This window comes from Rhizobium sp. WSM1328, from assembly GCF_057653715.1.
On record NZ_JBYGKO010000002.1, the window covers coordinates 334,519 to 359,738 of the forward strand.

At 60.7% G+C, this 25,220-nt stretch carries 24 protein-coding genes; 14 read left to right on the top strand and 10 right to left on the bottom strand.

Annotated features, from left to right (window positions below; genetic code table 11):
• Position 1 precedes the first annotated feature (1 nt).
• The 7 genes from AC2444_RS25100 to oiaX all read right to left on the bottom strand — a co-directional run bounded on the left by AC2444_RS25100 (position 2) and on the right by oiaX (position 7,943).
• Positions 2–1,066 carry an ABC transporter permease gene (locus tag AC2444_RS25100; protein WP_128449311.1) on the bottom strand — a complete coding sequence of 355 codons (1,065 nt, stop codon included), beginning with the start codon at positions 1,064–1,066 and terminating at the stop codon, positions 2–4.
• Positions 1,063–2,613, bottom strand: a complete 1,551-nt coding sequence (locus AC2444_RS25105; RefSeq protein WP_128449310.1) for a sugar ABC transporter ATP-binding protein — start codon at positions 2,611–2,613, stop codon at positions 1,063–1,065. Before AC2444_RS25105 ends, AC2444_RS25100 begins: the two co-directional genes overlap by 4 nt.
• Positions 2,610–3,254 carry a DUF2291 family protein gene (locus AC2444_RS25110; protein WP_017996051.1) on the bottom strand — a complete coding sequence of 215 codons (645 nt, stop codon included), beginning with the start codon at positions 3,252–3,254 and terminating at the stop codon, positions 2,610–2,612. The genes AC2444_RS25105 and AC2444_RS25110 overlap by 4 nt, the downstream gene beginning before the upstream one ends.
• 73 nt (positions 3,255–3,327) lie before the next feature.
• Entirely contained in the window at positions 3,328–4,269 is a 942-nt protein-coding gene (locus tag AC2444_RS25115; RefSeq protein WP_128449309.1) for a D-ribose ABC transporter substrate-binding protein, read from the bottom strand.
• Positions 4,270–4,369: 100 nt separating this feature from the next.
• A complete protein-coding gene (locus AC2444_RS25120; protein ID WP_128449308.1) occupies positions 4,370–5,197 on the bottom strand; it encodes a phosphogluconate dehydrogenase C-terminal domain-containing protein in 828 nt (275 codons plus the stop codon).
• 146 nt (positions 5,198–5,343) lie between these two features.
• Entirely contained in the window at positions 5,344–6,681 is a 1,338-nt protein-coding gene (locus AC2444_RS25125) for a four-carbon acid sugar kinase family protein (protein WP_128449379.1), read from the bottom strand.
• A 5-nt stretch (positions 6,682–6,686) separates the two neighbouring features.
• Complete coding sequence (gene oiaX / locus AC2444_RS25130; protein ID WP_128449307.1) at positions 6,687–7,943, bottom strand: 3-oxo-isoapionate-4-phosphate decarboxylase OiaX; 1,257 nt, start codon at positions 7,941–7,943, stop codon at positions 6,687–6,689.
• A gap of 176 nt (positions 7,944–8,119) precedes the next feature.
• Between oiaX and AC2444_RS25135 the strand changes: the two genes are divergently transcribed.
• The 3 genes from AC2444_RS25135 to AC2444_RS25145 all read left to right on the top strand — a co-directional run bounded on the left by AC2444_RS25135 (position 8,120) and on the right by AC2444_RS25145 (position 9,901).
• A complete protein-coding gene (locus AC2444_RS25135; protein WP_026157568.1) occupies positions 8,120–8,824 on the top strand; it encodes a transcriptional regulator NanR in 705 nt (234 codons plus the stop codon).
• 177 nt (positions 8,825–9,001) lie between these two features.
• Positions 9,002–9,322, top strand: a complete 321-nt coding sequence (locus AC2444_RS25140) for a hypothetical protein (RefSeq protein ID WP_003562285.1) — start codon at positions 9,002–9,004, stop codon at positions 9,320–9,322.
• A 477-nt stretch (positions 9,323–9,799) separates the two neighbouring features.
• Complete coding sequence (locus tag AC2444_RS25145) at positions 9,800–9,901, top strand: hypothetical protein (protein WP_458394977.1); 102 nt, start codon at positions 9,800–9,802, stop codon at positions 9,899–9,901.
• 91 nt (positions 9,902–9,992) lie between these two features.
• Here the strand turns inward: AC2444_RS25145 and AC2444_RS25150 are convergent, their stop codons facing one another.
• The gene (locus AC2444_RS25150) at positions 9,993–10,727 is read right to left on the bottom strand and encodes a Crp/Fnr family transcriptional regulator (protein WP_003562284.1); all 735 of its coding nucleotides are present in this window, start codon (positions 10,725–10,727) and stop codon (positions 9,993–9,995) included.
• Positions 10,728–10,880: 153 nt separating this feature from the next.
• Positions 10,881–12,266, bottom strand: coding sequence for a sensor histidine kinase (locus tag AC2444_RS25155; protein WP_128449306.1), 1,386 nt, complete (start codon positions 12,264–12,266; stop codon positions 10,881–10,883).
• Positions 12,267–12,879: 613 nt separating this feature from the next.
• On the opposite strand from AC2444_RS25155, the gene AC2444_RS25160 reads away from it, so the two are divergent.
• From AC2444_RS25160 to AC2444_RS25195, 8 genes are all read left to right on the top strand, one after another.
• Positions 12,880–13,638, top strand: a complete 759-nt coding sequence (locus tag AC2444_RS25160) for a FadR/GntR family transcriptional regulator (RefSeq protein ID WP_017996043.1) — start codon at positions 12,880–12,882, stop codon at positions 13,636–13,638.
• A gap of 23 nt (positions 13,639–13,661) precedes the next feature.
• On the top strand, positions 13,662–14,636 hold the full coding sequence (locus tag AC2444_RS25165) for a sialic acid TRAP transporter substrate-binding protein SiaP (RefSeq protein ID WP_128449305.1): 975 nt from the start codon (positions 13,662–13,664) through the stop codon (positions 14,634–14,636).
• Between the two features lie 118 nt (positions 14,637–14,754).
• Positions 14,755–15,327 carry a TRAP transporter small permease gene (locus AC2444_RS25170; RefSeq protein ID WP_128438755.1) on the top strand — a complete coding sequence of 191 codons (573 nt, stop codon included), beginning with the start codon at positions 14,755–14,757 and terminating at the stop codon, positions 15,325–15,327.
• A gap of 4 nt (positions 15,328–15,331) precedes the next feature.
• Positions 15,332–16,738, top strand: a complete 1,407-nt coding sequence (locus AC2444_RS25175) for a TRAP transporter large permease (RefSeq protein WP_128449304.1) — start codon at positions 15,332–15,334, stop codon at positions 16,736–16,738.
• Between the two features lie 9 nt (positions 16,739–16,747).
• Complete coding sequence (locus tag AC2444_RS25180) at positions 16,748–17,782, top strand: L-idonate 5-dehydrogenase (RefSeq protein ID WP_012755231.1); 1,035 nt, start codon at positions 16,748–16,750, stop codon at positions 17,780–17,782.
• A gap of 222 nt (positions 17,783–18,004) precedes the next feature.
• Entirely contained in the window at positions 18,005–18,712 is a 708-nt protein-coding gene (locus AC2444_RS25185; protein ID WP_128449303.1) for a GntR family transcriptional regulator, read from the top strand.
• A gap of 47 nt (positions 18,713–18,759) precedes the next feature.
• Entirely contained in the window at positions 18,760–19,647 is an 888-nt protein-coding gene (locus tag AC2444_RS25190; RefSeq protein WP_003562276.1) for a dihydrodipicolinate synthase family protein, read from the top strand.
• Between the two features lies 1 nt (position 19,648).
• The gene (locus AC2444_RS25195; RefSeq protein WP_012755233.1) at positions 19,649–20,995 is read left to right on the top strand and encodes an NAD(P)/FAD-dependent oxidoreductase; all 1,347 of its coding nucleotides are present in this window, start codon (positions 19,649–19,651) and stop codon (positions 20,993–20,995) included.
• Positions 20,996–21,091: 96 nt separating this feature from the next.
• Here AC2444_RS25195 and AC2444_RS25200 read toward each other — a convergent pair whose 3' ends face one another.
• Positions 21,092–21,556 (bottom strand): Lrp/AsnC family transcriptional regulator, encoded by a 465-nt coding sequence (locus AC2444_RS25200; protein ID WP_003562274.1) that lies wholly within the window; start codon positions 21,554–21,556, stop codon positions 21,092–21,094.
• Between the two features lie 125 nt (positions 21,557–21,681).
• Between AC2444_RS25200 and alr the strand changes: the two genes are divergently transcribed.
• The 3 genes from alr (at position 21,682) to AC2444_RS25215 (ending at position 25,200) form a co-directional block, all read left to right on the top strand.
• Positions 21,682–22,848 (top strand): alanine racemase, encoded by a 1,167-nt coding sequence (gene alr / locus AC2444_RS25205; protein ID WP_128449302.1) that lies wholly within the window; start codon positions 21,682–21,684, stop codon positions 22,846–22,848.
• Positions 22,845–24,095 carry a D-amino acid dehydrogenase gene (locus AC2444_RS25210; RefSeq protein ID WP_003562272.1) on the top strand — a complete coding sequence of 417 codons (1,251 nt, stop codon included), beginning with the start codon at positions 22,845–22,847 and terminating at the stop codon, positions 24,093–24,095. Before alr ends, AC2444_RS25210 begins: the two co-directional genes overlap by 4 nt.
• Before the next feature lie 82 nt (positions 24,096–24,177).
• Entirely contained in the window at positions 24,178–25,200 is a 1,023-nt protein-coding gene (locus tag AC2444_RS25215) for a helix-turn-helix transcriptional regulator (RefSeq protein ID WP_128449301.1), read from the top strand.
• Positions 25,201–25,220 lie beyond the last annotated feature (20 nt).

The following is a 25,220-nucleotide window of genomic DNA, read 5'->3' on the forward strand; positions in this document are numbered from 1 at the left end:
CTCAACCTGCCTTTGCCATCTGCATGAGGGTGACGCGCTGCTGCAGGCGGCGCTGCGCCTGATCGACCACGACGGCGATGATGATGACCAGGCCCTTGATGACCATCTGCCAGAAGGAGGAGACGCCCATCATCACCAATCCGTCGGAGAGGATGCCGATGACGAAGGCGCCGATGATCGTGCCGCCGATCGTGCCGCGACCGCCCGACATCGAGGTGCCGCCGAGCACGGCTGCGGCAATCGCATTGAGTTCGAAGCTTTCGCCGGTTGCCGGATGGGCTGCCATCAGTTCCGACGAGATGACGACGCCGACGATTGCGGCGCACAGTCCGGAGAACATGTAGACGAAGATCTTCACGACATCGACCCGGATACCGGACATGCGCGCGGCCCGTTCATTGCCGCCGACGGCGAAGATGTGACGGCCAATCTGCGTCGAGCGTGCGACATAGGCGGCCAGCAGCGCAAGCACGATCAGAATCCAGATCGATACCGGCAGGCCGAGAATGCGTCCCGCGCCGAAGAAATCGAAGCCGGTCGTCGCATATTCAGGTCGGCCGACAAGGTTCGGAAAGGTCTGGCCGTCCGACGACAGCAAAGCGAGGCCGCGGGCGATATAGAGTGTGCCGAGCGTGGCGATGAAGGGCGCAACGTTGAGCTTGGTGATCAGCAGGCCGTTGATCAGACCGATGAGCAGGCCGATCGACAAGGTGATCAGCACGATCTCGAAGAGGTTGAAAAAGATGGTGTAGCCGATCGGCAATTCGATGCCGTAAAGGATCAGGCCGCCGGCGACCATGCCGCAAAGCCCGACGATCGATCCGACGGAGAGATCAATGCCGCCGGTGATGATGACGAAAGTCATACCCATGGCCAGGAAGGCGTTCAGCGCCACATGCTTCGACATCAGGATCATGTTTGCTGTCGAGGTGAAGTTCGGCGCGAAGATCGCAAAGAAGATGATGACGGCAAATAACGCGATGAACGTCCTGAGCTTCATCAGCGTCAGAAGCGCCGAGCCGTTGTCGCCCTTCGGCCCAAGAGTTGTTGATGTAGCCGTCATCATGACGCGAGTTTCCCTTGATGTCCGTGTCCCTTGGCCGAAGCCGCGATAATGGCTTCTTCCGTCGCCTCGTTGCGGTCGAAGACGGCGACCAGCTGGCCGTTGCTCAAGACCGCGATGCGATCGGAAAGCGCCATGACCTCCTCGAGGTCGGAAGTCGAAAACAGAATGGCGAGCCCATTGGCCGCCAGCCGCCGCATGGTGCGAAAGACGTCGGCCTTGGCGCCGACATCGATGCCGCGGCTCGGCTCGTCCATTAGAAGCACTTTCGGATTGGTCATCAATGCCTTACCGATGACGACCTTCTGCTGATTGCCGCCGGACATCGAGGTCACCTCGAAATCCGGATTCGGCGCCTTGATCGAGAGATCGCGGATTGCATCGCGAACCGCATTTTTCTCCGCCCCCCTGTCGATGTGAAAGAGCCGGGTGAAGCGGCCGAGGCTCGCCAGCGTCAGATTGGAAGCGATGGAAAGCACCTGGACCAGACCTTCCCGCTGCCGGTCTTCCGGAATGAGCGCGAGGCCGCGGCGGATACGCCGCGTGGTGTCGCGGGCGCGAACATGCTTGCCGTCGATGAAGATCTTGCCGGTCGAGTGCGTGTGACGGCCGATCACGCATTCGAAGAATTCGCTGCGCCCGGCACCCATCAGGCCGTAGATGCCGAGGATTTCGCCTGCCCTGACCGACAGGGAGACATTGTTGACCGAAAGCCCACCCGTCGGCCGCGGCAGGCTAATGTTTTCGGCGCGAAAGACCTCGGCTCCGACGGCGTGGTCCACGGACTTTGCAAAATCCTTGGCATCCGAGCCGATCATGGAACGCACGATCCAGCGCGTATCGATATCGCGGACCATCGCTTCGCCGGTGACCTGGCCGTCACGCAGCACCGTGATGTAGTCGCCGATCCGCATCAACTCCTCGAGCCGGTGCGAGATATAGACGATCGCCACACCCTGGGCCTTCAGTTCCGCGATCACCTTGAACAGGATCTCGACTTCGGCCGCCGAAAGCGCCGACGTCGGCTCGTCCATGATCAGGATACGGGCATTCAACGACATCGCCTTGGCGATCTCGACGAGCTGCTGCTGGCCGATCGGCAAATCCTCGACCATCGCATCCGCCTCGATCCCGGCATCCAGACGCTTCAAAAATGCATTGGCCTTTTGCACCTGCGCCTTGTGATCGATGCCGAGGACGCCACGGGTGATCTCACGCGTGGTGAAGATATTCTCGGCGACCGACATGTTGGCGAAGAGATTGAGTTCCTGGAAGATCATGCCGATGCCATTCGCCTGCGCGTGCGCCGGGCTGTCGAAGGATACGGGCTTGCCATCGAGGATGATGCGGCCGAGCGTCGGACGCTCGACACCGGCGATGATCTTCATCAACGTCGACTTGCCTGCACCGTTTTCGCCGACGAGGACGTTCACTGCACCGCGGCGCAGCTCGAGATTGGCGCGCTTGACGGCGACGATGCCAGAATAGACCTTCGACACGTCGTCGAGGCGCAGGATGATGTCGTCCTTTTCTGCCTCTCCTGTGGTCATGGGCCGACCTTCAGTTCCGAAGGTGTTATGAGCGGCAGCTCGCCGCTCTTCGGCAGCGGAAACGCGCCGATCGCGGTCACCGTCTTGCCGGCGAGGCCTTCGCGCGGAACCGCTGACAGAAAGGCCGTATTGGCCTTCTCGTTGAAGGCTTTGCCGAACTGCGCCCACTCGATCTGGTTCTTGAATTCGTTGAAATTGACGAACTCCAGCGTGTCGCGCAGCGCCGTGCCGCGCAGCGCTGGCCCGATTTGCACCTTGGCGTCGGCCTTGCCGTCGCCATCTGCGTCGACATCGAGTGTTGCCGCGCGCGAGGCCGTATCGGCCGCGACAACCTTGCCGGTGATCTTCACCGCATAGGTCCATGGCGAGCTGCTCTGCTTGCGGGGATTGCCGTATTTCTCGCCGGCGGCGTCGGGGCTGGAGGTGGCCAGTTGCATGACGTCCTTGAGGTCGCCGGCGCGCTTTTCGAAATAGGGCACTGCCTCGGACTGCCAGATCGCCTCGACCTTTGCATTCGGATCGAAGGCGGTCTTGGCCGCTGCCGCAGCCTTTTCCTCAGCCGTCGGCGTCTTGATGATCTTGCAACCGGGCAAGGCGGCCGCCACGACGGCAGCGAGCAGGGCGCCCTTCATTCTCAACATGCTTTAAACCTCGACGTCTTGCAAAATGCATTGCGGAGGGCGCAGCGCTGCGCCCTCCGCAATTCGCGGCTGATCAGTTCGTCAGGGCGAAGGTTTCGAGCTTGCCGGCATTGTCGGCGTTGATGAGAACGCAATCCATCAACTGCTTCTCTTCCTTTGGCGTCGTCTTGTTCTTTATGTATGCGTCTGCCTGTTCCACCGCCAGCTGAGCCTGCGCATAGGCGGGCTGCAGGACCGTTGCCTTGATGCCGCCCGACTTGATGGAGTCGCGCACGTCGTTGGAACCGTCGAAGCCGACGACGATCACGTCCTTGCGGCCGGCCGCCTGCAGCGCGGCGATGGCGCCCATGGCCATGGTGTCATTGCCTGAAATGACGCCCTTGATGTCGGGATTTGCCTGGAGGATGGTTTCCATCTTTGAATAGGCTTCCGTCTGGCTCCAGTTGGCCGACTGCTTGGCGACGGACTTCAGGTCCGGATAGTCGTCGATGACGTCGTGATAGCCTTGCGAGCGGATGCCGGCATTGGTGTCGGACTCCTTGCCCACCAGCTCGACGTAATTGCCTTTCTCGCCCATCAGCTTGACGAATTCCTGCGCCCCGAGCTGGGCGCCCTGATAGTTGTTCGAGACGATCTGGGCGACGGCAACGCCCGTCGCGTTGATTTCACGGTCGATCAGGAAGGAGGGGATGCCTGCATCCTTCGCCTTTTTGACGGCCGCGACCGAGGCGTCGGCTCCGGCATTGTCGAGGATGATCGCCTTGGCGCCGCGGCCGATCGCCGTGTCGATCATTTCGGACTGCTTGTTGGCGTCGTCGTCATGCGTCATGAGCAGCGTCTCGTAGCCAAGCTCCTTCGCCTTGGCTTCAGCGCCGACGGCTTCGGCCTTGAAGAAGGGATTGTCATGCGCCGGCGTGATGATGGCGATGAGATCGGCCGAAAAGGCCGGAAGAGCCGTTCCGAGCGCCAATGCGCTGGCAAAAGCTGCAAGTGTCAGTCTGCGCGTCAGTTTCATTATTTCCTCCCTGTTGTGAATGAAGCCCCGTCTCCCTGGGGCGGCTAGACCCCGTCTCCCCGGGGCAGTTGAGGGGGAGGCCTTGCCTCCCCAAGCCTGTTCAGGTGATGCGCCGGATGCTTTCGGCGATCTCCTGTGGTTCGAATACTTTTTTCCAATCGTCGCGCATCAGCGCCGGGATGCCGAACTCGATCGCCTTGTTGCAGGCATCCGAGAACACGCCGTCGACTTCCTTGAAGATGACCGCGCCGAGCACGTTCATATGGCCGAGCAGGAAGTCGCGGGCGGCCTGTTCCGGCACGCCACGTGCCACGCATTCGTCCATGGCCTGCCGCATGACGACGAGCAGCGATGCGCAGACGGTTTCCGACAAGCCCGGTTCGAGCATCGCAAGCTGGTCGACCGTGACCCGGTGCGAGCGCATGACCGGGGCCCAGATCAGCTTGGCGATTTCCTCGCCGAGCGCATAGGCGCTTTCCGGACCCTGCATCAGCGCCGAAACAATATGCTGCTTGGCGAAGAGGCCGCCGAAGTGGTCCTTTTTCGCCTGCATGTCCGTCTCGTCGTTGAAGATCGGCGGATGGCAGGGATGGGTGACGAAATAGGTAAGATCGTCGCGCTTCGGCAGGTGGCCGGCAAAGGGAGCCGCAGCGTCCAGCGCGATCACCATGGTACCTGAAGTGAGCTTGTCGACGATGCCTGCCGCGACTTTGCCGACTGCCGTGTCCGGCACGGCAAGGATCACCACCTCAGCGCCGTCGAGCCCGATATCGACGGGCACGCAAACGACACCGAGATCGTTCTTCAAACGGGTCTTGCCTGCGTCGCTCACCTCGATATGGCGGACCTCGAAACGCGAGCCTTTGAGATTTTTGGCGAGCCGGTATCCCATTTTCCCGCCTGCGCCGAAGAGGGCAATCTTAGTCATGTTTTCCTCACCTTTTCCGTTCTCAATAGGATCACAAACTGGTATGATGAGTCAATCACCATATCACTACTAAATGTGCTAGGATCCACGTTTTTTGCGTGAAGCCGGTCGATCGCGCGTTTGATCGATGAAACCTCGGGAAACCATCAGTGCTTCCTTCCGTCGCGGATCTGGACGAAATACTCGTCCGTCCCGACCTGGCCGCCTTTAAGCGCGATCTGCAGGCCGTTGGTCGGCTGATGGTCGCCATGCGCAAGGCAAAGCGGAGAGCCCGGCGTCTGGGGCAGCGGAAGAAGTGTCGTCAGCGCGTCGATCTTCAACTGCCTGAGCGCGTGACTGGACGTGTCGCCGCCGGCGACGACGGCACGAGAAAGTCCTTCGTTTTCGATCAGGCGGCGCAAGATCGTGCCGAGCGCGCTGCCGAGCCGGTGACGAGCCCCCGGTAGCTTGTCGATGTCGGCGCCGCGGTCTGCGGACGGTCCAAGCGCGGTGTACAGGATAACGCTTTTGCCTTGCCTGAGCTTCTGGATGCCCGCCTGCACCGCAGCATTTACCGCGCCTTCGCCATGCTCCGAGACCAGTGCAAGCGGATCGAGCGCGATACTTTCGAAGCCGTTCTCGACAGCCGTCCGGATCTGGCGCTCGGTCGTCGGCGATACGCTGCCCGACACGACGGCGAGGCGGTCGACCGGGCCGACATCAGGAAACTCGGCGCCGCTGTTGCCGATGAAACCGCTCCGCCGCCATGCGCTGAGCAGGGCATATTCGACACCCGAGGAGCCGACGACAAAACTTCCGGAACGGCCGGTGACACGAAGCAACTGCCGACCCGCGGCCTCCTGCGTCGCCTCGGAGTCGACATCGATGAGCAGGATCCCTTCTGAAGCCGACGCCAGTTCGTCGACACGCGCATCGGCGTCTGTCGCGGTGATGGCGACGAGATCAGCGACCAGGACGGGAAGGCGGGTCTGCTTCGACAGGTGAACGGCAAGGTCCGCCTCGTCCATCGGGGTCACCGGATGGCGGCTCATGACGGGATGGCGGTCGATGCGAAAGATCCGGCCCTGGTAAGCGGCAAAGAGGTTGCCGAATGCCGTGTAGCGTTTCAATTGCGGCGCGCCGACGATGACGGGCACGACGGATTGCCCGAATACCGATCGGCCGATTTCGATCGCCTTGCCGATATTGCCGATTTCGGGGCCGGAATCGAAGGTCGAGCAGACCTTGTAGTGGCAGATGTCAGCGCCGAGCGAATTCAGCCACTCGAAAGCGCGCGCAAGGTGCTCTTGCATCCATGCGGGGGTCTCGCTGCGGCTTGTCCCGGCAATGCCGATTGCCCGGCAATCCCCAAAACGCGCGAGCAGTTCCGGTGTCGGAATGTCGAGGAAGAGCACGGTTGACACGCCGTTCGATGCCAATGCCTCCATGACATCGGTGGAGCCGGTGAAGTCATCCCCGTAATAGCTGACGAGAGGTCCATCCATCGCGGTCACGCGCCCTTGCCGTCGCTGAATTTGGCAATCGAAGCGGCGAGCTCCGGATGATCTTTCGCGTAGGTCTCCAACGGGATGTCCGCGACCGCTGCCTGCCAAGCCTGCTGCACGGCCCGAACGCCGGCCGCCGGTCCGCCGGGGTGGCTGACGATGCCGCCGCCGCAGAGATAGAGAAGATCGACGGTGCGGCCGGTCCGCTGATAGGTCTCGGGCGCCTGTCCTCCCCACTGACCCGAACCGGCAACCGGAAGCGGGCAATCGGAGGCGTCGAAGAGCGGCGTGCTGACGGCCTTGAAGGACGAAACGAAGCTGTCGTCCGGCTCCCAATATTTGACCCTGATGCCGTTGATCTGAAACTGATCGACCCCGAGCAGCCGCCAGAACTGCTGATAGACCTTGAAATCCATGCCGGCGCCCGGATCGCGCGTCAGCACATCCCAACCGTTTCGATGCGCGTGCAGCACCAGATCGGAGCGCTTGCGCAGAAAGCTCATGCCGCCGAAGCCGATCGAGTTGATGTTGACGACGGCGCAATTGCCGCCGGCCTTGGCGACGATGTCGTGGTTGCGCATCATCTCGTCGGGGTCGGCATGCGAGATGCCGAAGGCATACATGACCTTCTTGCCGGTCTTCTGCTCGTGATCGAGAATGCGCGGCATGATCGCCGCAACGCGGTCCTTGAGCGGCGAATAGGCCGGGCTCATCAGTTTTTCGTCATCCTTGATGAAGTCTACGCCGGATGAGATCAGCTCGCCGACGAGTTCCGCCGTTTCGTGCGGTCTGAGACCAAGCGCCGGCTTGACGATCGTTCCGATGATGGGCCGGCCTTCGACGCCGGTGAGGCGGCGGCTTCCGGGGATGCCGAACTGCGGTCCCGGATGCGCGCTTTTGAAGGCGTCGGGGAGCTTCATATCGACGATGCGGATGCCGGTCATGCCCTTGATGGAGTAGACGCCGCCGATTGCAATGGTCATCAATGCCGCAAGGTCTGTCCCGATCGCGTCCAGCGGAAAGGCGATGTCGACATCGGCGCGATGAAGCGGCGTGCCGGGGCCGACCTCGGGCCAAGTCGGATGACTGGCGCCTTCGAGCGGACGGATCGCGAGCACACGGGCGGCGACACGCGATTTCAGCTCTTCGGTCTCGCCGGGGACGGGAACGAAGGTGCCGGTCGACTGGTCGCTCGCGATCTTTTCCGCCATCGCCTCGACGCTGCCGGGCGTTTCGATACGGTAGGTCAGGGTAATTATCATGAAACGGACGGTTGCTCCTCTCGCCACGCAGATTACCATGGCGTCAACTTGTGATCTGGTATAATGAGTATTCCAACTCATGAAAAGTAGAATCTTCGGATCCGCAAATTTTCGCCGACAGCTTTGTTCTCGACCCGGAAACTGTTAGGAGGAAACATTTGAGCCAGCGAGATATGATGACCCAGCCCCTCGAACAAATCGTCCGCCGGAAACTCTCTGACGAAGTGTTTGATCGACTTGAGCGAATGATTACCTCGGGCGAGCTCCAGCCCGGCGACGAAATGCCTTCCGAGCGGGTGCTGATGGAACGCTTCGGCGTCGGCCGGCCGGCGATCAGGGAGGCCATGCAATCCCTCGCCAACAAAGGTCTGGTCAGCATTTCACATGGCGAGCGGGCCAAGGTTCTCCGGCTGACGGCAAAATCGATATTCCGCCAGGTCGATCTCACCGCCAAGATCATGCTGTCGCAATCGTCGGACTCGCTGGAATATTTGAAGAGCGCGCGCATCTTCTTCGAGCGGGGCATGGCGCGCGAGGCCGCGCAGCGGTCCTCGGCAAGCGATATCGCCGACCTCAGGAACATCATCGAACGCCAGCGAATGTCACTTGGCCGGGCCGAAGAGTTCATCGACGCCGACATGGAGTTTCACACCCGCATCGCGCAGATATCAGGCAACCCGATCTACATTGCCGTCAGCGAAGCAATGCTTGCCTGGCTGAAGGAATATCATACCGAGATGCTGATCTGGACCGGCAAGGAAAAATTCACGCTCGCCGAACATGACGAAATCGTCGACCGCCTTGAAGCAAACGATGTGGATGGCTCGGAAACGGCGCTGCTCAAGCATCTTGAGCGGTCGCGGGCGCTTTACGCGAAATAATCGCCGATTACCTTGTGAGCAATGGGTGCTCATCCTCCTGCTTAAAAGACCTCGATTGTTGACCGCGTCGCGGCTGTCGGACGCGGCAGTGCATTTATCGGCCGCAGCGGAACAATGATCAAAGAACGAGGTTGTGAATGGGTCAAGCACGCAAAGATCCCCAAGGAGGATATCACAATGCGCATGAAACTTGTAGCAGCTTCCCTCTTCGCTATCGGGATGGCCACATCCGCTTTCGCCCAGTCCAACCCAGCGCCGGCCGGCGCAACGATCGACAAGAATCAAGCCGATCAGGGCGGCGGCGCCACTAGCGACACGAAGACTAAAAAGCCGATGGCAACGGATTCCACCACGACGAATTCCACGACCAGCGGCACGATGAAGATGGATAAGACCAAGTGCCCCAATCCGGTCAATAACTCTGCCAATCTTCAGACACAGGGCGGTACGAGCAACGCCACCCCGATGGATGAAGCCTGCGCGGCTCACAACAATTGATCGGCTTCCTCACGAAAATTCCCATCGTGACCTGACCCCCGAAAGTTGGACATCCAACCTCGGGGGTTTTACGTGGCCGAACTTCAGCAAAGCACGTCCGTCGGGCAGGACCGCTGCCGGCACGACGGCTTCAGGCCGCTAGCCCTCTTTTCTCGATGGCATGATTCACCAACGCGAAACGTGCCGGATCGGATGAAAGCGACGTGTTTGTCCGATATCGTATGCATTTGGACTTGAAAAACTCCGGCGATGCCGTCCATGCAAGGCCCAACACCGGTTATTAAAAATGCGCCGCCAGACCCCCCAATTCATCCGGCGCCGGCCAAAAGGGGGCGAGAGGACAACTATTGGTGCCGTTGAGTGGCGAACTGGTCCTTTTCTAAGGAGCAGACCAAAGTCATCGTTTCAGGAACTTCGACGCCTGCCGTCTGGGAAGGCACCGAACTGGCGACGATCGAGGACGCAAGGCAACAAGCCGTGCAAGATGCGAGAGCGCTGATGAGCCAGCAGTGCTTGCGGGAAAAGACATGTCGGCGAGAAAGATACACATCGGTGACGAACAGGGAACCGTTTTTCTGACTGTGCTTTTCGTCAGAGACGATCAGAAGCTCCGACTAAGACATCCTGTTCTAAATTGATGTCGTCCGAAAACCGCCCACACTTTTCGGCTTCATGCTCTAGCGGAACGCCGGATCGGCAGTCCGATCAAGCGCTCGTATTCCCGTTCCGGAATGCCGTAGCTTCCGGCGGCGATCTCCTCCAGCCTTTCTCGGTCGAGAACCTTGACGTTGGCGCGGGTCGACCTAATGGCTCTCATTCCTTCGATGACATGCAGTTCGTTCGTCACGCCCGAGCGGCGTACGCCGAGCATCAGCGCCAGAAATTCATGCGTGAGCGGCAGGTCGTTGCCATTCAGCCGATCGTGACACATCAACAGCCAGCGGGCGAGCCGCTCATGCATGTTGTAGCGCCCGTTGGCGAGAGCCGACTGAGCCAGTTGTATATCACAGCAATGCATATATTGGAGGAACAGATCGTTGACGGCAGGAAACGCTGCGAGCACCCGCCCGAAGGTCTCGACGGAGACCAGCAGGCCGGATCCCGCGACCTGCATGAAGGTCCGATTGGGTGTCGTATTCGTCTTCAGAACAACATGCAGTCCTGCCATGCCCTCAAATCCGATATGTCCGACCTCGACGGCTTCGTCTTCGGCGTTCGTCGCCACCATCGATGCCAGACCACTTTCGACGAAACAGACATGTTCGTTCGGCTGGTCTGACTCGACCAGCACATGTCTCAACGGCAGCTCGACGGCTTGGGCATCGGCGGCCAGCAGGTCAAAGGCCTCCGCAGGCAAAGCCTTCAACAGCAAGTTATGAACAATACGCTGATCCTGTGCGGGCATGACCCCTCTCCAGCGGGAGGGAGCCCGCGCTCATACCGGCAGCTATGAGATCGCGGTAATGACCAGCTTATGCGTCAAAACAGCAGCCATATCCATATTTGGAAGGCGCTTTGTGCGGTTTTGACAAAACTTGCGGGCTGCCCGGGAAATCTGTCAGGGATTCCGGGGCAGACGGATCAGAAAACTCGCGCCGGGCCGCCGATTCTCGATGTGAAGCTCGGCCCTCAACTGCTGCACCAGAACGCGCACGACCTTCATGCCCAAGCTCTTGCCGTCATCTTTAGAGACGGAAAATCCGTCCGGGAAACCTTTTCCATCATCGGCGATTTCAAGGCGGATTTCGTCGGCGGTGGCGCGCGCACTGACGGTGACAGTGCCTGAAATATCGGAATAAGCGTGCTTGAAGGCGTTCGTCACCAGTTCGTTGACGAGAAGGGCAAGCTGGATTGCCCGGTCTGCATCGATAACGCACGCATCCGCGTCGACCGAAACCGTGTGCTTTGATGCCGCCTGCTGCAGGCGCAGACACAGGCTTGACAGAAAATCCGCCAGTTCCACCGTTTCGATGTTCGGTTGGCGCCACAATTGATCGTGTACCTCGGCAATGGTGCCGACGCGCGCTTCGGCATCGCGCAAAGCCTCTCCCACCTCCTGCTGTTCAGCCGAGCGGGCCTGCATCGAAAGCATGGCGGTGACCAGTGTCAGGCTGTTTTTGACACGATGGCTCATCTCGCGCAGCATGATTTGCTGGTGCTCATCTGCAAAGTGACGCTCGGTGTCATCCCGAAGTACCTTGAGATAGCCGGCTCTTTGATGATGGGCGCGCAGCGGCATGGTCAATCCGCTGCCCCAGAACGTCGATCCATCCTTACGCAAATGAAATCGTTCGTTTTCAGCCCGGCCGCGCTCAAGCGCCGTCTCCATCTCGCGGTCAAGCGCCACATGGCCCTCGGTGCGGTCTTCCGGTACGAAGAGAATGCGTGCGTCTTGACCGAGAATCTCATCTTCCAGATATCCAAAGATGCGGCAAGCCCCGGTGTTCCAACTGATGATCCGCCCATCTTGATCAAAGGAAAAGATCGCGTAATCGATCGCGCTTTTAAGAATAAGCTGGAGGCGTTCCTCGCTGGCGCGCAACGCTTCGTCCTGCTGAAGCGTCAGGGTCCGGTCCCGGACGATTTTCGCCAGGCCGTAGATCCCACCCACGTCGTTGCGAAGCGGCATCATCAGCCCTGACGCCCAGAACATGCTGCCGTCTTTTCTGACGTGCCACCGATTGTCGTCGGCGCGGCCGGTGGTCAGCGCAAGCCGCTTCTCTTTGAGCGGCGCTCCGGCGAGTTGATCCTCGAATGAAAAGATGATGACCCCGTTCTGTCCGATCATCTCGGATGCCGAATAGCCGAAGAGGTTTTCCGCACCGGCACTCCACGTCGCCACAGTGCCATCGAGATCCATGGCAAAGATCGCATAGTCGAGCGCGCTCTCGACGATGTGGCGATGGATTTCATCCTCGCCGCTCGGGAAGGAATATTGGTCCATACCAGTGACCCCCAGCTGGATTACCGTAGGTGAGACTTTAGCATCTGCTAAAGGAATTTCTCGACGCGTGCGATTGCGTACAAAACCCGGTCGGCGAACCGCGTGCTAAAGAGGCACGGTGGGTCAAATGCCTTGCAATCGGCCACCCCGGGGCTCAAAATTTCGGCATCGCCGAGCAGACTTCATGGCGCTCGCGGCTGGGAGACGGCGTGCTCTCGCCAAACGACGCGAGCAGAGCGATACGACCGTTCAAAAGCGAAAAATCTATCGCAGCTGGCGGATCCGGAGCTTTCTTTTTCTGGACAGCATTCTCGAGCCACACTCGGCGGCCACCGACGTCGTATGGAGGCTGGCGCCCTTGGATTTCTAGTTAACCGACCTGTCGTTCGTCGATTGGTCGTATATTTGCCGCCGTCCTCAGGCTTTGCACCAGTAGCGATCGGGGCTTGCCCCTCGTCGGCGAGAACAAGTCGTGCTCTGCCTTTGGATAAACAATCTTTTTCCAGTTATGCGGCGGATTGACGCACAACCCAAGGGATGCTACCTATAACTTAATTGGTCAGGCCAATTGACCAGCTGCGCGCTTGAGGAGAAGCCGCCTAGGGAGGCCACGATGTTTTCGCCTGTTGAATCACGGCGCCTGTATCGGCAGGTCGCGGATCAGATTCGTATGATGATCGCCAGCGGTGAGCTTGCCGTCGGCCAGCGGCTGCCGGCCGAGCGCGATCTGGCGGAGCAACTGTCGGTTTCGCGCCCGACCGTCCGCGAGGCGCTGATCGTCCTGGAGGTCGAAGGCCTCGTCAATATCCGCATGGGATCCGGCATTTATGTGGTGCGCCAGCATGCTGCGACCGTCGCTGGGGCCGAGCGCGAGCCGGTGGAGGGGCCTTTCGAACTGCTCCAGGCGCGGGCCCTCATCGAATGCGCCATCGCCGAAGAAGCGGCCGGTCGCGCCAAGCCGGACGATATCGCTCTGCTCGATGAAGCTCTGACGCGCATGGGTGGTGTGGTCAACGATGCAATCGCAGTGCTCGATGCCGATCGCGCCTTCCACACCGGCATTGCCGCCATCATTGGGAATGCGACATTGATCCGCGTGACGGGCGAGATGTTCGACATGCGCATGACGCCTTATTTCGCAAGGCTCGCTAGCCACTTCGAGGGGCCGACGACATGGCGCAGCGCTCTGGATGAGCACCGGGCCATTCGCGACGCGATCGCCGCCGGCGATGCCGCCGGCGCCAAGGCTGCCATGCGCGCCCATCTGACCATGTCGCAGAAGAGGTTTTCCGAAAGCTTCGGGGAGGAGTTCTCGGGGGAAGAGGAGCGCGGACGCAACAAGCGGCCGCCGAAAGGAACTGCCAAGACTTAACCCAAGCTCGGGAGGAGAGAGCAATGAAAAGCAGACTGACAACGATACTTTGCACTGCAGCCGTAATCATGGCGAGCAGCGCGATCGCACAGGCCCAGACAGTGCTGAAATGGGCTCATGTCTATGAAACGTCAGAGCCCTTCCACACGGATTCCGTATGGGCCGCAGAAGAGATCAACAAGCGCACAGACGGGCGCTATAAGATCGAGGTCTATCCGGCGTCGCAGCTGGGCAAGGAAGCCGACATCAACCAGGGCCTCAAGCTAGGGACCGTCGACATCATCATCTCGGGATCGAGCTTCGCGGCGCGAGACTACAAGCCGATCGGCGTGACTTACTTCCCCTACATTTTCCGCGGTCCCGATCACCTGATCGCCTATACCAAGAGCGATGTCTTCAAGCGTCTTGCCAAAGGCTATGAAGACAAGACCGGCAACCACATCGCGGCCGTCAGCTATTACGGCACGCGCCATACGACATCAAACAAGCCGATCACCAAATGCGCCGATATGCAGGGCTTGAAAATCCGCGTGCCTGATGTTCCGGCCTATCTCGCCATGCCGCGCGCCTGTGGCGCCAACACCACGCCGATCGCCTTTGCCGAGGTCTATCTCGCTTTGCAGAACGGTACGGTCGAGGCGCAGGAAAATCCGCTGACGACGATCGAGGCGAAGAAGTTCTACGAAGTCCAGAAGAACATCATCCTCACCGGCCACATCGTCGATCACCTCAACACCGTAGTCTCGAAGACGCGGTGGGCGAGCCTTTCCGACGAGGACAAGAAGATCTTCGGCGAGGTCATGCAGGAGGCCGCCGAGCGTACGAGCAAGACAATCGCCGGCAAGGAAAACAGCCTCATCGCGACATTCAAGGAAAAAGGGTTGAATGTCGCCGAGGTCGACAAGGCCGATTTCGAAAAGACCGTGATGGAAAAGGTCAAGTTCGAGGATTTCGGCTACGAGAAGGCCGATTGGGAAGCAATCCGCGCGATCCAGTAAACCCACGCGGCGCGGCGCCTTACAGCGCCGCGCGTCTTTCAGACGCGCAAGGATGCAGTAACACGTTGGTTGCTGCAGGCGCCGCGCTCCTTCATTCCGAACTGGAACAGGGCCGATCATGTCGCAAGAAATTCATACGCAAATCACGGCCGAAGAAATCGGTCACGAGTTCGAAGGGCACGCGCCGACCGCAAACGTCTCGGACTACGCCATTGAAGACTGGATCACGCTGATCGTCTTCTGGCTGATGGCGGGTTGCGTCTTCCTGCAGTTCTTCACGCGCTATGTGCTGAACGACAGCTACGCCTGGACCGAGGAGATTGCGATCAACTGCCTGATCGGCGTCGTCTTTCTCGGTTCCGTCATGTGCGTGCGCACCTCGCGGCATATCCAGGTGGATGTGTTCTATCACTATATGCCGGCAGGTCTGGCACGCGTGCTCGCCACTTTCGTCGATATCGTTCGCATTGGCTTCTTCGCCTATGGCTGCCACCTGATGTGGCGTTACGTCGATATCGTCGCGGACGAGCAGATGGTCACCGTCGACCTGCCGCGCAACGTCGTTTTCTACAGCGTTCTCATCGCCTTCGTGCTGATGCTGATCCGCGCGATCGTCGTCTTCATCGCCAATATGCGCCGCGGCTACTCCGTTTTGGAGCGCCCCGAAGAATTCCAGACCGTCGAGGATTGATCTGATGCTACTGCTTCTTGGCTCGTTTCTGGTGCTGATGCTGGTCGGGGTGCCCGTTGCCATCTCGATGGCCGTCGCATCCGTGCTCTACATCGTCCTTTACGACGTGGCGCCCGATATCATCGTCGCCCAGCGCATGATCGCCGGCGTCGAAAGCTTCCCGCTGCTCGCCGTGCCCTTCTTCATCCTGGCGGGCAATCTGATGAACTCGGCCGGCGTCACCGGCCGCATCTATTCCTTTGCCGTCGCTCTCGTCGGCTGGATGAAGGGCGGTCTGGCGCAGGTTAACATCATCGGTTCCGTGATCTTCTCGGGCATGTCTGGCACGGCGCTTGCCGATGCGGCCGGTATCGGCACGATCGAGATCAAGGCAATGAAGGATCATGGCTATCCGGTCGAGGCCGCGGTCGGCGTGACGGCGGCTTCGGCAACGCTTGGCCCGATCTTCCCGCCGTCGCTGCCTTTCGTGATTTACGGCATGATGGCGAACGTCTCGATCGGCGCTCTTTTCATGGCGGGCATCCTGCCCGGCATTGTGATGACGCTCCTGATGATGATCACCGTCGCCGCCTTTGCCTATTGGAAGCGCTGGGGCTCCGACGCGCCGTTCGATGTCAAGCAGTTGCTGTCGGCGGGGATGGAAATCGTCGTCGTCCTGGCGGTGCCGCTGGCCATCTATCTGCTGATGCAGGCGGGCGTATCGATGAATGTTGCGGCGGGCATTGCCCTTGCCCTGCTTCTCGCCCTCGACTGGTATTTCCGCTTTTCCGCCGTCATGGCGCTGATGACGCCCGTCATCCTGATCGGCGGCATGACGATGGGCTGGTTCACGCCGACGGAGGCAGCGGTTGCGGCCGTCCTCTGGTCTTTGTTTCTCGGTCTGGTGCGTTACCGGACGATGACGCCCTCGACGCTCGCCAAGGCGAGCTTCGATACGATCGAGACGACGGCGTCCGTTCTCTTCATCGTCACTGCGGCATCGGTCTTCGCATGGTTGCTGACGGTGAGCCAGGCGGCGCAGTTGCTCTCCGATGCGATCCTGTCGATCACCGACAATAAATGGGTTTTCCTGATCCTCGTGAACCTGCTGATGCTCTTCGTCGGCTGCTTCCTGGATACGATCGCGGCCATCACCATCCTCGTGCCGATCCTTCTGCCGATCGTCCTGAAATTCGGGATCGATCCGGTCCAGTTCGGTCTCATCATGACGCTGAACTTGATGATCGGTCTGTTGCATCCGCCGCTCGGCATGGTGCTTTTCGTGCTGTCGAGGGTCGCGAAACTCTCCGTCGAACGCACGACCATGGCGATCCTGCCCTGGCTGGTGCCGCTCTTCCTGGCGCTGATCCTGATCACCTTCGTGCCCGCCATATCGCTGTGGCTGCCGCAGCAACTCGGGCTGCTGAGATAGGAGCGGAAGATGCGGACACGTGTGGCACGGCTTTACCAAAAGGGCGACCTGAGGATCGAGACCGTCGCGGTTGCGGCCCTTGGTCCCGGCGAGGTGCTTCTCAAAATGGCGGCCGCAGGGATTTGCGGCTCCGACCTGCATTATTATCAGGACGGTGGCTTCGGGCCGGTCCGGGTTCGCGAGCCGATCATACCTGGCCACGAGGCCTCGGGGACCGTCAGCCAAGCGGGTGAGGGGGTCGACCTGAAGGCCGGGACGCTGGTGGCGGTCAATCCCAGCCAACCCTGCGGGCATTGCGAATATTGCGAGAAAAACATGCCGATCCACTGCCTGGACATGCGCTTCATGGGCAGTGCGATGCGCCTGCCGCATGAGCAGGGCATGTTCCGGGAATGGATGGTGGTGCCGGCCAAGCAGTGCTTCGCGGTCGGAGCTGCGACAACTGCCGCGGAAGCGGCCTGCAGCGAACCGCTCTCCGTCTGCCTGCACGCGGCATCGCGCGCTGGAGATATCACAGGCAAACGCGTGCTGGTCACCGGAGCCGGCCCGATCGGCGCCCTGACGGTTGCTGTCGCCAGTTATTTCGGCGCAGATGAGATCGTGGTGACCGATCTCGCGGATGCAGCGCTGGACCGAGCCAAAGCGATGGGCGCCAGCCGCACGGTCAATGTTTCCAAGAATGCCCAGGCGCTTGCGGAATTCGAGGCGGGAAAGGGCTATTTCGATCTCGTCTTCGAATGCTCGGCCGCCGCCCCGGCCATCCGCGGCGCAATTGCCGCCATCAGACCACGCGGAACGATCGTGCAGGTCGGCGTCACGGGAGACGTCCCGATCCCTCTCAACGCCATCGTCGGCAAGGAGCTTCAACTCCACGGAACGCAGCGCTTCCACGAGGAATTCGGTACTGCCGTCGAGCTGATCTCCAGCCGCAAGATCGATGTGCGGCCGATCATCAGCCACAGCCTGCCGCTCGAACAAGCCACCGCCGCCTTCACGCTCGCCGGCGATCGCGCAGCCGCCTGCAAGGTGCAACTGACCTTTTAGAGCGCGGCGCATTACTCATAGCTGTTGCCGGATGGGCCGATGAGCAATCGAGGTCGCCAGTCGCCTTGGCGACGCAGCATTCGCTGTGCCGCGAAGGCGGCAACTTTTCCTGACCCGAACCTTCTTTCTCGCTGACTGGGCGAGCGGATTCGATTCCGGAGTCTCAAGAAATTCTTGACGTCTATCTTATGTCTACATAATGTCTTTCAAAAGGATTATGAGATGGACGATGAAATTATCTCCGAGGTCGGCAACCCCGACCGTAAAAGGAATCTAAGCCTGACGCTTCGCAGACGCATCCTGACGATGGAACTGCCGCCGGGTGCGGTGTTGGACGAAGTGGCGCTGAGCGAGGAGTTTGGGTTGTCCCGACCGCCGGTTCGCGAGCTGATGCGACAGATGGCTGGCGAAGGTTATATCGAGCTGGAAGCCAACCGTGCTGCGCGGGTCAGTTCGATGAGCTACCAGTCGCTGCATGACTTCTTCCTTCTTGCGCCGATGATCTACATCACCGCCAGCAAGCTGGCGGCCGAGAACGGAACGCGCGGGCAGCTCGACGTGCTCAAGCAGGTTCAGCAATCATTTCGAAAGGCCGTCGACAATTGCGACGTCGAAGGGCGCGTCTTCTACAACGACCAGTTCCACCGCCAGATCGGTGAGATGGCGCACAACGTCTATCTGGTTCCGAGCCTGCGGCGACTGCAGATCGACCATGCGCGCATCGGCAAGGTTTTCTACAAGCACCCGAACACGCCTCGCATGCAGGAAGAACTCGAGCTCGCCACGCAACAACATGATGAGATGATCGAAGCCATCGGGAAACGCAATCCCGACGCAGCCGGAGAACTGGCGCGGCTTCACCTCGAGCTTTCACGACGAAACATGGCCATGTACGCGGCCCCGGAGGGTCTGGAGACGCCGACCCTCTAGGACCTTTGGCTCGACCCTTCGACAGCCTAACGCAGGACACCAAACGAATGTCTGACTTCCAGTTTCCAGGCCTGAATCTTGCCATTACCACGCCGTTCGACGATGCCGGACGCATCGACTACGGCAGGCTCGAATACAATGTCGAGCGCTATCTCTCAGCGGGCGTCAGGAGCTTCCTGTTCAGCTCCGGCACCGGCATGCACGTCTATCTTTCCAAGGAGGAATCCGAGGAGCTGATCCGGCGCGGAGCGCAGATCGTCAATGGCCGGGCGAAGGTGATTGCGCAGACCTCCGCGCTTCTGGTGGAAGACGTCGTCGAACGCACGATCCGCGCGCGCGACGCCGGCGCCGAAGGCGTGATGGTTCTACCGCCCTTCTTCGAAGGGCCGACCGACGACCTGGGCATCGTCGATTTCTACAGCGAGGTTGCGAAGGCCGGTCTTCCGGTGATTGGCTACAACGTTCCCCAGGCGGTCGGCGTCGCCGTCACGCCCGAACTTCTCGACAAGCTGAGCGAAATCCCCGGCTTTTGTGCCGTCAAGGACAGCAGCGGCGACCTTGGAAAGCAGGCAGCACTTATCCGCACCGGCCGTTTCGTCATGAACGGCGCTGACCCTCTCGTTCCCTATGCGCTCTATGCCGGATGCGACGGCCTGATCTGGGGTGGGGCGAACTTCGCTCCGAAAACCTGCGTCGCCCTCGTCGAGGCCGCCGCCGAGCACAAGTGGGACGAGGTTCGCGCGCTCTGGAAAATCTTGGAGCCGTCTATGGGGCTGATCTGGGAAGGCGATTACGTGCAGTCCGTCTATGCGGCGGCAGATCTGGTGGGCTACGGGGCCGGCGTTCCGCGAAAACCGCTGCGCGGTCTTGCCCCAGAAAAGCTTCCGGCCATTCGCCGCTCCCTCGAAACGCTCATGGAGCGGGAAGCGATCTGACGTGACCCAGGCCGCAAGGAATGTCTTCGTCGCTTCCAGGCTGCCGAAACGCGCAGGCGTTTCGGGCTGGGTGGCCATGCTTGCGCCCCGTACGCCACGGCCGGCGCTGACCGGACCGGTCATTGCCGACGTCGCGATCATCGGCGGTGGTTTCGCCGGCCTTTCCGCGGCGCGGCGCATCTCGCGCCTGGACCCGACCGCGCGGGTCGCGGTGCTGGAAGCGGGCATTGTCGGCGAGGGGCCTGCGGGCGCGAATTCGGGCTTCATCATCGACCTGCCGCACGAGGTCTCGTCCGACGATTTCAGCGGAGAGTCGGAGGCCAGGTTCAGGCAATCCGTGCTCATTCAGCGCTCGGCCATCGCTCTGGCGACCGAGATGGCGACGGAAAATGGCTGGGGCAAGGAGGTGTTCGATCCCTGTGGCCGATACAGCGTCGCCATTAGCGCGGAAGGCGACAAGCACCTCGATGACTATGCGCAGCAGCTCACGAACATGGGCGAAGACCATCGGCTCCTGAGCGCCGGGGAGATCGAGGCAGTAACGGGATCGCCGGTTTACACCTCCGGTCTGTTCATGCCCGGCACGATCATCGTGCAGCCCGCCGCCTACATTCGCGCGGTCGCCGACTGCCTGAAGGAGCCTGTCACCCTTTACGAGCGGACGCCGGCGCTCTCGTTCGAGCGCTCCGGTACAGGATGGCTCGTCAAGACGCCGCAGGGTTCCGTGCAGGCGGCGAAGATCATCATGGCAAACAATGGACATGTGGAGAGCTTCGGCTTCTTCCCGCAACGTCTGCTCCACGTCTTCACCTACGCCTCCCTCACCGAGGCGTTCGACCCCTCGCGCCTCGGTGGAGAGCGGAAGTGGGCCGCCACGCCCGCCCTGCCGATGGGAACGACCGTCCGCCGCATCAGCACCGGCGCCGGCGACCGGATCCTGGTGCGCTCGCGCTACAGCTATAATCAGAGCATCGCAGTCAGCGACGCCGCGATCCAGCGGGCCGGCCGCCTCCACGACGGCAAGTTTTCAAAACGCTTTCCCACCCTTGGCGGCGTCGGGATGCAGTATCGCTGGGCCGGCGCGATGGCGCTCACACGCAATCATGTTCCGGCATTCGGCGAGATCGAGCGTGGCGTATTCGCGGCATGCGGCTGCAACGGCCTTGGAGCGTCGAACTCGACAGCATCAGGGATCGCGGCTGCGGAGCTGGCGCTCGGACATGATTCCGAACTCGGCCGCGTCTACGCGCGCCTGGCTGCCCCGACGGCATTGCCGCCGCAGCCGTTCACGACGATCGGAGCAAAGATCCACCTCGCCTATCGCGAGTGGAGCGCAGGATCCGAGTGACGAGGGGGTCTCCAGTCTGCGCCAGCGCCGAAGTTGACGATACAGCGAGGCTGGTCATGCGCGCGATCCGGCTGGGTGTGCGGGTGGTATCGCGGTTCAGCGCCGGCCCCTCGTGCGCGTCGCCAGGACATTGCGGATCGAGAAGCTGGAATGAATCCTGAGGACACCGGGCAAGGTCGACAGGATCTCCTTGTGGATCCGCTCGAACTCGCCGGCATTGGCAACCTCCACGCGCAGCAGATAGTCCGAACCGCCCGTCATCAGAAAACATTCCCGGATCTCGGGATGCCGGCGGACTGCCGCCTCGAGGCGGTCGAGATAGTCTTCTGTTTGTCGTTCGAGAGTGATGTTGATGATCACGGCGATCATCTCATCCGCATTGCCGGTGTCGACCAGCACCGTATAGCCGCGGATCACGCCTGATTTTTCCATGATCTTGATGCGCCTGAGGCAGGCCGAGGGAGAGAGACCGATTTCGGCGGCGAGCTTGGCATTGCTCATGCGGGCATCAAGACGCAGCAGTCTCAGAATATTGCGATCGATCGCGTCGAGGGCAGCCATGGTGGATCATTCCAAATTGTGATTGATTATGCGGATATTTAGCAAATCATGCAATAATAGAATGCTGAATGGCCGGCAATTTCGCTCATTCTTTCATAAACTCCTGAGATCGAAAAGGGGTGGACATGGATAGCGATATTTTGGTTTCCCGCACACGCATTGCGACGACCACGCAGGGAGCCACGGGCTATCTGACGGTCGATCTTGCCGCCCTTGGTCGTAACTATCGCAAGCTCGTATCGATGCTGGCGTCGGTCCGCGCCGGCGCCGTCGTCAAGGCCGACGCCTATGGCCTTGGCGCCGAGCGGGTCGGAAGAACGCTTTACAGTGAAGGTTGCAGGCACTTCTTCGTCGCCCAGTTTGTCGAGGCCTTGAGGCTCCGGCCGGCCCTTGCGCACGATGCCCAGATTTTCGTGCTGAACGGCTTGCAGCCGGGTAACGAGATCGCCTGCGCCGAGATGGGCATCGTTCCGGTTCTCAATTCACTGGCGCAGTGGCGGCAATGGTCGACGGCTGCGCGCATTCTGAAGCGCTGCCTGCCAGCCGTCCTGCAGTTCGACACCGGCATGTCGCGGCTCGGTTTTCCCGAGGAGGAAAGGGCGGAGCTGGCGGCAGCCCTTAGCGGCAGCACCAATGTCGAAATCCTGTTCATCATGAGCCATCTGGCTTCGGCCGATGACATGGATAGCGATCAGAACGGCGAGCAGTTTGCCGAGATGTCCCGCATCGCCGAGGAGTTTCCGGGCTTTGATATTTCCTTCGCCAATTCCGGCGGCGTTTTCTTGGACGATGCCTATCACGGCCTGCTCGCCCGCCCCGGCATCGCGCTTTATGGCGGCGCTCCGAACGGCGGCGAGAAGAACCCGATGGAGCCGGTCGTCAGCCTCAATGTCGCCGTCGTGCAGACGCGCACCGTTCCGGCCGGTGCAAAGGTCGGCTATGGCGGCGCGCATGTGACGCAACGGGAAACGCGTCTCGCCACCATTGCAGCCGGCTATGCCGATGGTCTGCCGCGATGCCTCGGCGACCGCGGCGCCGTCTATTTCAAGGGAATCCGCCTGCCGATCGTCGGCCGCGTGTCGATGGACAGTGCGACCGTCGACATATCAGCACTGCCCGAAGGGGCGCTGACCTTCGGTAGTCTTGTCGAAGTGCTCGGCCGCCATCAGACACTCGAGGACATCGCCCGCGACGCCGGCACCATTTCTTACGAAATCCTAACCGGCCTCGGCGATCGTTACGACAGGCAATATCGCCGAGAGCCGGCGGCTCCATCATTGGGAACATCATGAAGGTCATCGTTCTAGGAGCCGGCATCGTCGGCGTCACATCCGCTTATCAGCTGGCCAAGGCCGGCCATGAGGTCACGGTCGTCGACCGGCAGCCTGGTCCGGCGCTGGAGACGAGCTTTGCCAATGCCGGCGAAGTCTCCTTCGGCTATTGCTCGCCATGGGCGGCGCCCGGCATTCCCATGAAGGCCATGAAGTGGCTGTTCATGAAACATGCGCCGCTCGTCCTGCGACCGAAACTCGATATGGCCATGCTCTCCTGGATGGCCAGGATGCTGTCGAACTGCACCTCCGAGCGCTACGCGATCAACAAGAGCCGCATGCTGCGCCTTGCCGATTACAGCCGCATCGCGCTGGCCGATCTTCGCGCCGAGACCGGCATCGCCTACGACGAACGCATGCAGGGAACCCTGCAGCTGTTCCGCACGCAGCAGCAACTGGAGGCCTCGGCAAAGGATGTCAAGGCGCTGGCTGCCGACGGCATTCCCTATGAGGTGCTGGACCGGGACGGCTGCATCCGCTTCGAACCGGCCCTGAAACATGTGCGCGACAAGATTGTCGGCGGTCTGCTGACGCCGAAGGACGAAACCGGTGACTGCTTCAAGTTCACCAACGCGCTGGCCGCCAAGGCCGAGGCGCTCGGTGTCCGCTTCGTTTACGGAACGACGATCAAGGCGCTGGATGTCGAGGCCGGCCGGGTGCGCGGGGTCATCACCGATCGTGAGCGGATGAGCGCGGAGGCGGTGGTGGTTGCGCTCGGCAGCTATTCGCCGCTGCTGCTCAATCCGCTCGGCATCAGGCTGCCAGTCTATCCCGTCAAGGGCTATTCGCTCACCATCCCGATCACCGAGGCGTCACGCGCGCCGGAATCGACCGTCATGGATGAGACCTACAAGATTGCGATCACCCGGCTCGGCGACCGTATTCGCGTCGGCGGCATGGCGGAAATATCGGGCTATACCAACGATCTCGGATTGGCTCGCCGCAGCACGCTGGAACATTCTGTCACCGATCTCTTCCCCGGCGGCGATGTTTCCAAGGCCTCCTTCTGGTCCGGCCTGCGCCCGATGACGCCTGATGGCACGCCGGTCATCGGCGCGACCAAGGTCGCCGGCCTCTTCCTCAATACCGGTCACGGCACGCTCGGCTGGACCATGAGTACCGGTTCGGCCAGGCTCATCGGCGATCTCGTCAGCGGCGGCCAGCCGGAAATCGACGTGAGAGATCTCGCAATCAGCCGCTACGGTTGACACCGCCCGGCAACGCAAACAGAGACGAACATGATTGCGAAAATCCATTATCACTTGTGTACATCGTCTTTCGAGGTCACGAATGTCCGTTAACTCTCATATACATAACGATGGCAGCCTCGCCCAACAGCTGGCTGTGCAGAGCATGTTGTTTCGGGAAACGGCGCATAGTGGAACGGACCCGGATGAGCTCTCGGAAATATTGTCGACGCCAAACTCCCCGATCAAGGTTGTGGCGGAAGGCAATATGCCGATTGCATACCACTGCAATTTCGTCTCCGTCGGAGAAGAGGTAACCGTCGCCGACTGTACCTACGAAGGCACAATCCTGATCAGGCGGGAAGCGCCGAGCGACAGGATGATCGTTTTTCTACCGATGGCAGGGAACGCATCCTTCGAAGGCATGCGGGAGCAAATATATTCTGTTCCCGCCCGTGGCACGATCCTTGAGGCAGGTCGTGCCGCGGGTGCTCGCCTATTCGGCCCCCGCCGTCATTTCGGCCTGTTCGTCGGCCAAGCCAAGATCACCAGCCACCTCACGCATATGTTCGAGAGAACGATCAGCGGCGACGTCGATTTTCATCCTCACATCGATCTGACGACCGGTCCGGGGCTTGTATTGCAGCAAATTGTCTCGAGCCTCCATCGCGGCCTCAGCGGGAACGGACCGCTGCAGCGGTCGCCGCTGGCTGCCGGTTCGCTCTGCGACGCGGCGATCTATCTGCTTCTGGAGACCTGCCCCAATCGTTATTCGAACGAGCTTGCGCTGCCTGCTCCGGCGCCGGCCCCGCGCCATGTGAAATGGGCCATCGACTTCATGCAGGAACACGTCGCCGAGCCGATTTCGCTCAACGATATCGCGATGGCAGCCAAGGTCAGCGTTCGGACTTTGCAACAGGGTTTCCGGCAATTCAGGGATACGACCCCGATGTCCTATCTGCATGACCTTCGGATGGCCGCCGCCCATCGCGATTTGCTGGAATCCGATGGGAAGCAGGTCATCGCCGATGTCGCGCTCAGATGGGGATTTACGCATCTCGGGCGATTTGCAGCCGAATACAGGAAGCGTTTCGGCCAACTGCCGTCACAGACCTTGAAGCGCTGAGCTCTATGTCGGCGTGCCGG